Source organism: Rothia sp. QJM3NY_36 (assembly GCF_056173115.1).
Genome location: NZ_CM149658.1, coordinates 643,817 through 654,713 on the forward strand (window position 1 = coordinate 643,817; position 10,897 = coordinate 654,713).

9 protein-coding genes and 1 tRNA gene are annotated in these 10,897 nt (G+C 71.4%); 8 read left to right on the top strand and 2 right to left on the bottom strand.

The features are described 5' to 3' along the window. Positions 1–20: 20 nt before the first annotated feature. The 3 genes from AC0VXQ_RS02780 to AC0VXQ_RS02790 are packed head-to-tail and all read left to right on the top strand — an operon-like array spanning position 21 to position 3,104. Positions 21–1,142, top strand: a complete 1,122-nt coding sequence (locus AC0VXQ_RS02780) for a DUF368 domain-containing protein (protein ID WP_224799928.1) — start codon at positions 21–23, stop codon at positions 1,140–1,142. Positions 1,143–1,151: 9 nt separating this feature from the next. Next, positions 1,152–2,069 (top strand): 16S rRNA (cytidine(1402)-2'-O)-methyltransferase, encoded by a 918-nt coding sequence (gene rsmI, locus AC0VXQ_RS02785; protein ID WP_404817470.1) that lies wholly within the window; start codon positions 1,152–1,154, stop codon positions 2,067–2,069. Between the two features lie 30 nt (positions 2,070–2,099). Next, positions 2,100–3,104: a TatD family hydrolase gene (locus tag AC0VXQ_RS02790; RefSeq protein ID WP_055684435.1), complete on the top strand. Its 1,005-nt coding sequence runs from the start codon at positions 2,100–2,102 to the stop codon at positions 3,102–3,104. Positions 3,105–3,120: 16 nt separating this feature from the next. Here AC0VXQ_RS02790 and AC0VXQ_RS02795 read toward each other — a convergent pair whose 3' ends face one another. Next, positions 3,121–4,098 carry a glycosyltransferase family 4 protein gene (locus AC0VXQ_RS02795; protein WP_165590096.1) on the bottom strand — a complete coding sequence of 326 codons (978 nt, stop codon included), beginning with the start codon at positions 4,096–4,098 and terminating at the stop codon, positions 3,121–3,123. A gap of 119 nt (positions 4,099–4,217) precedes the next feature. On the opposite strand from AC0VXQ_RS02795, the gene rsmA reads away from it, so the two are divergent. Further along, the gene (gene rsmA / locus AC0VXQ_RS02800) at positions 4,218–5,117 is read left to right on the top strand and encodes a 16S rRNA (adenine(1518)-N(6)/adenine(1519)-N(6))-dimethyltransferase RsmA (RefSeq protein ID WP_475529061.1); all 900 of its coding nucleotides are present in this window, start codon (positions 4,218–4,220) and stop codon (positions 5,115–5,117) included. 21 nt (positions 5,118–5,138) lie between these two features. Here the strand turns inward: rsmA and AC0VXQ_RS02805 are convergent, their stop codons facing one another. Next, positions 5,139–6,974: an ABC-F family ATP-binding cassette domain-containing protein gene (locus AC0VXQ_RS02805; RefSeq protein ID WP_475529063.1), complete on the bottom strand. Its 1,836-nt coding sequence runs from the start codon at positions 6,972–6,974 to the stop codon at positions 5,139–5,141. A gap of 123 nt (positions 6,975–7,097) precedes the next feature. Between AC0VXQ_RS02805 and AC0VXQ_RS02810 the strand changes: the two genes are divergently transcribed. From AC0VXQ_RS02810 to AC0VXQ_RS02825, 4 genes are all read left to right on the top strand, one after another. Then, positions 7,098–7,169, top strand: a tRNA-Gln gene (locus AC0VXQ_RS02810). A gap of 56 nt (positions 7,170–7,225) precedes the next feature. Further along, positions 7,226–8,716 (top strand): bifunctional UDP-N-acetylglucosamine diphosphorylase/glucosamine-1-phosphate N-acetyltransferase GlmU, encoded by a 1,491-nt coding sequence (gene glmU / locus AC0VXQ_RS02815; RefSeq protein ID WP_475529066.1) that lies wholly within the window; start codon positions 7,226–7,228, stop codon positions 8,714–8,716. 3 nt (positions 8,717–8,719) lie between these two features. Then, positions 8,720–9,703 carry a ribose-phosphate diphosphokinase gene (locus tag AC0VXQ_RS02820; RefSeq protein WP_055684333.1) on the top strand — a complete coding sequence of 328 codons (984 nt, stop codon included), beginning with the start codon at positions 8,720–8,722 and terminating at the stop codon, positions 9,701–9,703. A gap of 83 nt (positions 9,704–9,786) precedes the next feature. Continuing rightward, complete coding sequence (locus AC0VXQ_RS02825; RefSeq protein WP_196826247.1) at positions 9,787–10,896, top strand: glycosyltransferase family 4 protein; 1,110 nt, start codon at positions 9,787–9,789, stop codon at positions 10,894–10,896. The last annotated feature ends 1 nt before the right edge of the window (position 10,897 follow it).

Consider the following 10,897-nt stretch of genomic DNA (forward strand, 5'->3'; position numbering starts at 1 on the left):
CGGCGCCCGCACAGAAGGCCATGACGCACCCCGCCATGACTCATCGCTCCCAGACCCCCCGCCCCGCCGACTCCCCGCAGACCCGCCCCCAGACGCCGACGGTCGGAGCCCCGGCGACCCAGGCACAGACCCTCCAGCCCACCGGGCCCGAGGACCCCGAACGGCGGTCTCCCCGGTCCGCGGGTCGCCCGACGCCGGCTCGGCTGCTGCTGGATGTGGTGCGCGGCGGGCTGATCGGCGCCGTGGAGACCGTCCCCGGCGTCTCCGGGGGAACCGTGGCGCTGGTCGTCGGACTCTACGAGAGCCTCATCGGCTCCCTCGGGCACCTCGTCTCCGCCGCCCGCTGCGCGCTGCTCGGTCTGCTGTCCCGCGGGGCCGGCGCCGTCGAGCACCGCCGACAGGCGCGCGTTCACCTGCGTCAGGTGGCCTGGCCGATGCTGCTGGCCGTGGGCCTGGGGATGGCGCTGGCCGTCGTCGTGATGGCCGGGGTCATGGGCCGGCTGGTGGAGGACCACCCGGTGCTGACCTCCGCGGCGTTCTTCGGCATGGTCCTGGCCTGCACCGCGGTGCCCGCCGCCCGGGTGGGCCGCTGGCGGGCCCGAGACGTCCTGGCCGCGGCGGCCGGGGCCGTGGCCACCTGGGCCGTGGTGTCCCTGCCGCGCCAGGGCGAGGCCGATCCCGCCCCCTGGGTGATCGTGCTGGCCGCGGCCGTGGCGATCTGCGCCCTCGTGCTGCCCGGCCTGTCCGGGTCCTTCCTGCTGCTGACCTTCGGGATGTACCAGCCGACCCTGGCTGCGGTGAACCAGCGGGACCTGGGGTATCTGACGCTGTTCGCCCTCGGGGCCCTGCTGGGGCTGGCCACCGTGGTCAAGGGTCTGGAGTGGCTGCTGGCCCACCGGCATCGGGTCACGCTGGCCGTGCTGACCGGGGTCATGATCGGCGGGCTGCGCGGGCTGTGGCCCTGGCAGTCCGAGACCGGGGCGCTGCAGCCGGTCGGGGAGGCCGCCGGAGCCGCTCTGCTGGTGGGCGTGCTCGGGTTCCTCGTGGTCGCCGCCGCCGTCGTCCTGGAACGGCGCCTGGCCGCCACCCGCGCGGCCCGCGACGACGACGCCGCGACGCGCGGGGCCGCCGCGGATGGCTAGGCTGGGACGGTGACCCGTCCGCCCAGCACCCCCGCCCAGTCCCCGGAGACCCCGGATCCCACGGAACCGGTGAGCTCCCCGCACTCCGAGGGCCTGCTCATCCTGGCCGCCACGCCCATCGGCAACCTGGAGGACGCCTCCCCGCGCCTGCGGGCGCACCTGGAGAGCGCAGACGTGATCGCGGTGGAGGACACCCGGCGCCTGCGCACCCTCACCGCGGGGCTCGGGGTGAGCACCCGCGGGCGCATCGTGACCAACCACGACCACAACGAGGGCCAGCGCGCCGAGGAACTCCTCGAGGCCGTGCGCCGCGGATCCACCGTGCTGTTGATCTCCGATGCCGGGATGCCCACCGTCTCCGACCCCGGCTTCCGGGTGGTGGAGCGCGCCGCGGCGGAGGACCTGCCGGTGACCTGCCTGCCCGGACCCTCCGCGGTGCTGGCCGCGCTCGCGGTCTCCGGCCTGCCCACCGACCGCTTCGCCTTCGAGGGGTTCATCCCGCGGAAGGCCTCCGAGCGGCGCACCCGGTTGGCCGAGCTGGCCGGGGAGCGGCGCACCCTCGTCTTCTATGAGGCGCCGCACCGGCTGGCCGCGATGCTGGAGGCGCTGGCGGGAGCCTTCGGCCCCGAGCGCCGGGCCGTGGTGGCCCGGGAGCTGACCAAGGTCCACGAGGAGGTCCGGCGGGCGACGCTGGGCGAGCTGCTGGCCTGGGCCCAGGAGGGCCAGGTGCGCGGGGAGATCGCCGTCGTGGTGGCCGGGGCCCCGGAACCGGAGCCGGAGGAGGCCGCGGACCTCACCGGGGAGGTGGAGGCCCTGGTGGCCGAGGGCCTGCGGCTCAAGCAGGCTGCCGCCCAGGTGGCCGAGGCGCACCGGGTGGGCAAGAGGGAGCTGTACGAGGCCGTGCTGGCGCGGCGACGGGAGGACTGAGGAGCCGTGATGACGGACTGGACGACGCTCATGCCGGAGGCCGAGCGGCTCAGTGGCAGCCTGTGGGCCGGAGATGCCGCCCCGGAGGTGCTTCCCGGGGAGGTGCCCCCGGCCTACCGAGCGGAGAACTACGACGTCGCCGGGGAGCCCTCGGGAGAGGGCACCCGCCGCCGCGGCACCGAGGGAGACGGCGGGCGCAGGCGCAACCTGGAGTTCCCGCCGGCCCCCGAGCCGCTGCCCGTCCCCATCGTGGATGACCACACCCACATGGATCTGCTGGACGGGGACACCGCCGTCACCGCGAAGGACGCGCTGGACACGGGGGAGGCCGTGGGCATCGGGGGGATCGTGCAGGTCGGCTGCGACCTGCCCTCCTCCGCTTACGCCGTCGCCGCCGCCGAGGCCGATCCGAGAGTGCTGGCCGCGGTCGCGATCCACCCGAATGAGGCCCCGGGGCTGATCGCGGAGGGGACCTTCGAGGCGGCGATGGCGGCGCTGGACGAGATGGCGCAGCGCCCCCGCGTGCGCGCGATCGGGGAGACGGGGCTGGACTACTTCCGCACGGACGAGTCCGGGCGGGACGCGCAGCAGGAGAGCTTCCGCCGGCACATCCGCCTGGCCGAGGAGCACGGCTTAGCCCTGCAGATCCACGACCGGGACGCCCACGAGGACGTGGTGCGCATCCTCGAGGAGGAGGGGGCTCCGGAGCGGACCGTGTTCCACTGCTACTCCGGCGGTCCGGAGCTGGCGGCGATCTGCAATGAGCGCGGCTGGTACATGTCCTTCGCCGGGACCGTGACCTTCAAGAACTCCCATGCGGTGCAGGCCTCCCTGGACATGGCCCGCCCGGACCTGATCCTCGCCGAGACCGATGCGCCCTTCCTCACTCCGCACCCGTTCCGGGGGCGGCCCAACGCCTCCTACATGACCGTGTACACGGTGCGGTGGATGGCCGAACGGCTGGGGATGCACCTGGCGGAGCTGTGCACCCGGATCCGGGACAACGCCCAGGCCGTGTACGGCTCTTGGGAGTGAGAGCTTCGGGCCCACATCAGAAACGAGGCCGGACAGCAGCCTCCCGGAGGATGTCCGCGACGGCGGCCCACAGCTGTTGGAAGGTGAAGGAATCCAGAACCCGATGGCGTGCAGCTCGGCCGATGCGCCTGCGTTGAGCCTCGTCCCCTAGAGCACGTTCGATGACCTTGGCGACGCCGACGGGGTCACCCGCGGGCAGGGCCAGGTTGCTGTGTCCATCCTGGAGATACTCCTCCATAGCAGCGGTGGCGGTGGCCGCTACCGACGCTCCGCAGGCCATGGCCTCCAAGAGCACGCTCTGACCCGTCGGATATGCCAGAGCATGGGTGGGAACCACGACCAATCGGGCAGACCGCAGATTGTCTCGATGCTGCTCCATGGAGACCGGCCCATGAATCATCACATTCGGCGGCGGGTCCAACACACGGCCGGGTTGGGTGAAGATGTCGAAACGGGTATCCGGAAGTCGCCGAGCGGCGTCCAGCAGCGTCTCGTAGTCTCTGCCGCGGTCGATGCCCATGGCGACGACGTCGAAGTCTCTGGTCCCTTCTCCAGGGCAGTAGTAGTCCGGGTCGACGCCGAAGCGGACGGGATGGATTCGGTCCTCGGGCATCCCCGCGGCCGCGAAGATCGAGCGCTGGTTGCGGCTGAAGCAGATCGCGTCATCGATTCCACGCAGGGCGGTGCGGATCGCGCGGACCCGCTCGGGGGAGCCGTGGCGAAGCTCCTCCGCCCACCAGCAACTCACGGTTGTCAGAGGCACGCGGTGATAGGGAGGAATCCCGAGTCGTCTCAGTTTCCCTGGGAGGACGGCTTTGTCCTCCAAGAGCGCCAACACCCCTTCGGCTCCCAGAATCCTCGGTGCGGAGCGCACCGCGAGGTCCACGCGTGTGCCCGTCCGATGCTCGATCACATCACGCGCTTTGCAATGCCACGGGTGTTTGGCCGGAGGCACCGGTATCAGATCGATTCCGTGCTCCATCAGCAGGTCCACGCGGTATGGACCTGCGATCCGTCGGTCTGCAGCTACACGATTCTGCCGGCGTCGGACGCCTCCATGATCGAATAGTCCTACGATCTTCATGGGGTCAGTCTCTCACGCCGGTGGCATCCATGATCGGTTCTGCGCGTCCGCTCGGTAGAATCCCCCGGGTGAGCACCGCACCCCTCCTGGGCCCCGCCGAGATCCGCCAAATGGCCGCACGCGCAGGCATCCAGCCGACCAAGACGCTGGGCCAGAACTTCGTCATCGACGCCAACACCATCCGACGGATCGTCACCACAGCACGGGTGGACGCGGGAGAGGTCGTGCTGGAGGTCGGCCCGGGGCTCGGCTCGCTGACCCTGGGGCTGCTGGATGCCGCGGCGCGCGTGGTCGCCGTGGAGATCGACCCGCCGCTGGCCGCCCAGCTGCCGGAGACGGTGCGCCGCTTCCGCCCCGAGAGCGCGGATCGGCTCGACGTCGTGCTGCATGATGCCCTGACCGTCACCGAGCTGCCCGCACAACCCGATGCGCTGGTGGCCAATCTCCCGTACAACGTGGCCGTGCCGGTGCTGCTGCACCTGCTCGCCCAGTTCCCGAGCATCACCCACGGGCTGGTCATGGTCCAGGACGAGGTGGCCGACCGGCTGGCCGCCGCTCCCGGCTCCAAGGTCTACGGAGTGCCATCGGTCAAGGCCCGCTGGTTCGGGGAGGTTTCCAAGGCGGGGGTCATCGGCACCAATGTGTTCTGGCCGGCGCCCAAGATCCGCTCCGGCCTGGTGGCCTTCCGCCGCTACGAGCGGCCCCTGGCGGAGGACGTGACCCGCCGGGAGGTCTTCGCGGTGATCGACGCCGCCTTCGCCCAGCGTCGCAAGACCCTGCGCGCGGCCCTGGCCGGCTGGGCCGGTTCGGCGGGGCGGGCGGGGGAGATCCTGACCGCGGCCGGCATCGACCCGACCCTGCGGGGAGAGCGGCTGGGCATCGAGGGCTTCATCGGCATCGCCCGGGCGGGGCGCGCCGCGTCGGTCTGATGTGAAGCGGGCCGCATCGGGTCACTCCACGATCTCGGACAGCTCCACCCAGCGCTCCTCCAGCGCGTCGATCTCCTCCTGGGTGGCGGAGGCCTCCGCGCTGAGCTCGCCCAGGCCCTGGAAATCCGTCTGGTCGTGCTCGGCCATGCGCGCGTGCACCGCCTGCTTGGCCTCCTCCAGCTTCGCCAGCTTCCGCTCCACGGACTTCAGCTCCTTCTGCGCCTCCCGCACCTGCGCTCCCGAATACCGGGGCGTCTCGGTGTCCGGGGCGGCGTCGGAAGCGGGCGACGACGCCGCGCCCATCGGATTGGCCTGGTCCCGGCGGGAGGAGCCGGCGTCGTGGGCGGCCTCCAATCGCAGGTACTCGTCGATCCCGCCGGGCAGGTGGCGGAAGCGCCCGTCCAGCACCGCGTACTGCTGATCCGTGACCCGCTCCATGAGGTAGCGGTCGTGGGAGACCACCAGCAGGGTGCCCGGCCAGGTGTCCAGCAGGTCTTCCATGGCCGCGAGCATGTCGGTGTCCAGGTCGTTGGAGGGCTCATCCAGGATCAGCACGTTCGGCTCATCCAGCAGGATCATCAGCAGCTGCAGGCGCCGCTTCTGACCGCCGGAGAGGTCCTTGACCGGGGTGGACAGCTGCGCGTTGGTGAAGCCCAGACGCTCCAGCAGCTGCCCCGGGGTCATCTCCTTCCCGTCCGCCACGTAGCTGGTGCGCTTGCGTCCGATCACCTCGGAGACCCGGTCCTCGGCCACCTCCTCCAGCTCATCCAGCTGCTGGGTCAGGGTCGCGATGCGCACGGTCGTGCCGCGCTTGACCCTCCCCTCGGTGGGCTGCACGGCCCCGGTGACCAGGCCGAGGAGCGTGGACTTGCCCGCGCCGTTGACCCCGAGGATCCCGGTGCGCTCCCCGGGGGCGATCCGCCAGGTGACCTCGCGCAGCACCGGCCGGGTGCCGCCGTCGGGCAGGGGATAGGAGACCGAGGCGTCCTCGATGTCCACCACGTCCTTGCCCAGCCGGGATACGGCCATCTGCGCCAGACCCACCGTGTCCCGGACCGGGGGAACGTCCGCGATCAGCTCGTTGGCCGCCTCGATGCGGAACTTCGGCTTGGAGGTGCGCGCGGGGGCGCCACGGCGCAGCCACGCCAGCTCCTTGCGCATCAGGTTCTGCCGCTTGGCCTCGGCTGCGGCGGCCTGCCGGTCCCGCTCCACCCGCTGCAGCACGTAGGCGGCGTACCCGCCGTCGAAGGGCTCGACGACGCCGTCGTGCACCTCCCAGGTGCGGCTGGTGACCTCGTCCAGGAACCAGCGGTCGTGGGTGACCGTGAGCAGGCCGCCGGCGGTGCGGGACCAGCGGCGCTTCAGGTGCTCGGCCAGCCACGTGATCGCCCCGACGTCCAGGTGGTTGGTGGGCTCATCCAGCATCAGCACGTCCCAGTCCCCGGCCAGCAGCTTCGCCAGGGCCACGCGCCGCCGCTGCCCGCCGGACAGGGAGGCCACCGGTGCGGCCCAGTCCAGGTCCCCCACCAGACCGGAGACGACGTCGCGGATCTTCGGGTCCGAGGCCCACTCATGCTCCGCGGCGTCGCCGACGATCGCCCGGCCCACGGAGTCCTGCCCGTCCAGCACATCGGACTGATCCAGGTAGCCCACGGTGATCCCGGAGCGCTTGGTGACCCGCCCGGCATCCGGTTCCAGGCGCCCGCCCAGCAGGGACAGCAGCGTGGACTTGCCATCCCCGTTGCGCCCGACGATGCCGATGCGGTCGCCCTCGTTGACCCCCACGGTCACGCCCTCGAAGACCGTCCGCGTGGGGAAGCGGACGTGCAGGGACTCTCCACCCAGTAGATGTGCCACCCGCCCAGCGTACGTGCTGCCGGGCCGCAGCTGCCGCGAGGCGGGTCCGGGAGGCTCCTCGCCCCTTTGGTAGCATGGGCAACCGTCCGTCCCTGACGCTCCCAGACCGCCTCCGGGGCGCACTCCGCCTTGGTGTAATCGGCAACACAGCGGCCTTTGGAGCCGTTATTCTAGGTTCGAGTCCTAGAGGCGGAACGACCAGGACACGGTGCCGCGGCGCCGGCACAGCTACGTCGAGGAGCACTTCCGATTTGACCTCCGCACCCCAGTCCGAAGCCACCGGCGCACCGACCGCCGTCATCGTCCTCGCCGCCGGGGCGGGGACCCGCATGAAGTCGGCCCTGCCCAAGGTCATGCACCCCATCGGCGGCCGCTCCATGGTCGAGCACGCCGTGGCCACCGCCCGCGAGCTCGCCCCGCAGCACCTGGCGGTCGTCGTGCGCCACCAGCGCGAGCGCGTCGCCGAGCACGTCGCCGCCTTCGACGCCGAGGCCCTGCTCGTGGACCAGGACGAGATCCCGGGCACCGGGCGCGCCGTGGAGGTGGCCGTGGACGCCCTGGACGGGCTCGGTGCACCCCTGGAGGGCACCGTGGTGGTGACCTACGGGGACGTGCCCCTGCTGACCCCGGCCACCATCGGCGAGCTGACCCGCTTCCATCGCGAGGCGGGCAACGCCGTCACCGTGCTGACCACCCACCTGGCGGAGCCCGGCGGCTACGGGCGGATCATCCGCAACGAGGGCGGGGAGGTCACCGCGATCGTGGAGGCCAAGGACGCCACCGCGGAGCAGCTGGCCATCACCGAGGTCAACTCCGGGATCTACGCCTTCGACGCCGCCGTGCTGCGGGACTCCCTGCGCGAGGTCACCACCGAGAACGCCCAGGGGGAGAAGTACCTGACGGACGTGCTCTCGATCGCCCGCACCCACGGGCACCGCACCTCCGCGCTGAGCGTGGCCGACCGCTGGGAGGTGGAGGGCGCCAACGACCGCGTCCAGCTGTCCCGGCTGGGCCGGGTCCTCAACGACCGCATCACCGAGCGGCACATGCGCGCCGGGGTGAGCATCGTCGATCCGGCCACCACCTGGATCGATGCGACCGTGTCGATCGGCGAGGACGTCACGATCCTGCCCGGCACCCAGCTGCACGGGACCACGGTGATCCAGACCGGGGCCACCGTGGGCCCGGATACCACCCTGACCGATGTGCTGGTGGGGGAGGGCGCGGAGGTCGTGCGCACCCACGGCTCCGACGCCGAGATCGGCCCCGGGGCGAGCGTCGGGCCCTTCGCCTACCTGCGCCCGGGCACCTGGCTCGGGGAAGGCGGGAAGATCGGCACCTTCTGCGAGACCAAGAACGCCCAGATCGGGGCGGGCTCCAAGCTGCCGCACCTGTCCTACGCCGGAGACGTCACCATCGGCGAGCACTCGAACATCGGCGCGGCCAGCGTGTTCGTCAACTACGACGGGGTGAACAAGCACCGCTCCGTGATCGGCTCGCACGTGCGGATGGGCTCGGACAACATGTACGTGGCCCCCGTGACGGTGGGTGACGGGGCCTACTCCGGCGCCGGCACCGTGATCCGCCAGGACGTCCCCGCCGGGGCACTGGCCATCAACGACGCCCCCCAGCGCACCATCGAGGGCTGGGTGGAGAGGAAGCGACCCGGTACCGCGGCGGCCGATGCCGCCGCCCGGGCCCAGCGCGCAGCACACGCACAGCACGACGGCGAGGAAGGCTGATCCATGAGCAGCAAATTGACGAACCCGGGGGAGAAGAAGCTGGCGCTGGTCAGCGGCCGCGCCCACCCGGAGCTGGCCGAGCAGATCTCGAAGAACCTGGGATGCGATCTGCTGCCCGTGTCCGCCTACGACTTCGCCAACGGCGAGACGTACGTGCGCTACGAGGACTCCGTGCGCGGAGCGGACTGCTTCGTCCTGCAGTCCCACCCGGCGCCCATCAACGACTGGCTCATGGAGCAGATCATCATGATCGACGCGCTCAAGCGCGCCTCCGCCCGCCGGATCACCGTCATCGCGCCGTTCTACCCGTACGCCCGACAGGACAAGAAGCACAAGGGCCGCGAGCCCATCTCCGCCCGGCTCATCGCGGATCTGTACAAGACCGCCGGGGCGGATCGCATCATGAGCGTGGACCTGCACACCGCCCAGATCCAGGGGTTCTTCGACGGTCCGGTGGACCACCTCATGGCCATCCCGATCCTCGCGAACTACGTCCGCGACAAGGTCGGCACCGAGGGCGTCACGGTGGTCTCTCCGGATACCGGCCGGGTGCGGGTGGCCGAGCAGTGGGCCGAGCTGCTGGGTGGTGCCCCGCTGGGTTTCGTGCACAAGACCCGGGACATCTCCGTGCCCAACCAGGCCGTGGCCAAGACCGTGGTCGGGGACGTCAAGGGCCGCACCTGCGTGCTCATCGACGACATGATCGACACCGCCGGGACCATCTCCGGGGCGGTGTCCGTGCTGCGCGAGGCCGGGGCGAAGGACGTCATCATCGCCGCGACCCACCCCGTGTTCTCCGGGCCGGCCGTGGAGCGGCTGAAGGACTCCGGGGCCACCGAGGTCGTCGTGACCAACACCCTCCCGGTGCCGGAGGAGCGGCGCTTCGAGGGCCTCACGGTGCTGTCCATCGCCCCGCTGATCGCCCGCGCGATCAAGGAGGTCTTCGAGGACGGCTCCGTGACCAGCCTGTTCAACGGGGTCAGCTGAAGCCGCACGACGGCGGAGCGGCAGTCAGCGAGTTGAGGTGCGCCTCCCCCGTTGGGGAACGGACCCTCGGAGGGAAGTTAGCGTTGGAGATCCTGGTTGTCAGCCCGTGGGACCTCGAGGATCCGCGGGCCTGGTCGGGCGCCGTGGTCCCGATGCTGGAAGCCCTGCGACGGGAGGCTGAGGCCCGTGGGCACCGGCTCACCGCAACGAGCATCAGTGTCTCCCACCACCGGGTGGACCGGGTCCTGGCCAGAGCTTCAGGTGCCCTGCGCCGCGGCTATCTCCCCCAGCACTCGTGGGCGACCGCGGGCAGGTCCGGCCGCACAACCCGGAGCGAAGTCGAAAAGCGCCGCCCCGACGCTGTGGTCGGCATTGCGGCATCCGGGGTGCTCGCACGGGCTCGGCTGGATGTTCCCTGCGTCCAGATCACCGACGCGACGTTCCGGGCGATCCAGGGGCTGTATCCCCAGTTCACGGATCTCAGCGCGTTCGCACGGTGGCAGGGAGATGCCATCGAGCGGGCTGCGCTGCGCCGTTCTGACCAGATGGTCGTGGCCTCCGACTGGGCGCGACGTTCCCTGGTCGAGGACTACGGGGCGGAGCCGGAGCGGATCACCGTGGCGCCCTTCGGGCCAGCCGTGGGCAACCCCGACGGCATGCCCCGCAGAACCTCTGAGGATGGGGTGCTGCGTGTGCTCGCCGTGGCGACGGACTGGCACAGGAAAGGCGGGGACCGGGCCGTCGAGGTCGTCGGACGGCTCCGGGACTCCGGTGTGTCGGCGGTGCTCACCGTCCTCGGTGACACTCCCAGAACGCCGCTGCCCACGTGGGTGCGAGCTCCGGGGCGTGTGTCCCGGCCCCAGATGGCCGAGGAGTACGCGCGGCACGACGTCCTGCTGGAGCTGACTCGGGGGGCGGCTGGCGGAATCACGCTCGCTGATGCGGCGGGCTTCGGCCTGCCGTGCGTCGTGCAGAGCACCGGCGGCGTCGCGGATGTCGTGGTGGACGGCGTCACGGGGAGTCTGGTGGACGACGAGGATCAGGCGGTCAGGGCGCTGACCGAGCTGGTGGACCCAGAGCTGCGGGATCGACGGGGTGCGCAGGCCCGCGAAAGATTCGAGAGCGTCCTGTCCTGGGACTGCTGGGCGAGGAAGGTGCTTCCGGTGATCGAGCGGGCAGCGCTGATGCGATGAT

Excerpts from the sequence above, each read along its gene's own strand:
- AC0VXQ_RS02780 (WP_224799928.1), top strand. The coding sequence starts at position 21 with ATGACGCACCCCGCCATGACTCATCGCTCCCAGACCCCCCGCCCCGCC.
- AC0VXQ_RS02790 (WP_055684435.1), top strand. The coding sequence starts at position 2,100 with ATGCCGGAGGCCGAGCGGCTCAGTGGCAGCCTGTGGGCCGGAGATGCC.
- rsmA (WP_475529061.1), top strand. The coding sequence starts at position 4,218 with ATGATCGGTTCTGCGCGTCCGCTCGGTAGAATCCCCCGGGTGAGCACC.
- AC0VXQ_RS02820 (WP_055684333.1), top strand. The coding sequence starts at position 8,720 with ATGAGCAGCAAATTGACGAACCCGGGGGAGAAGAAGCTGGCGCTGGTC.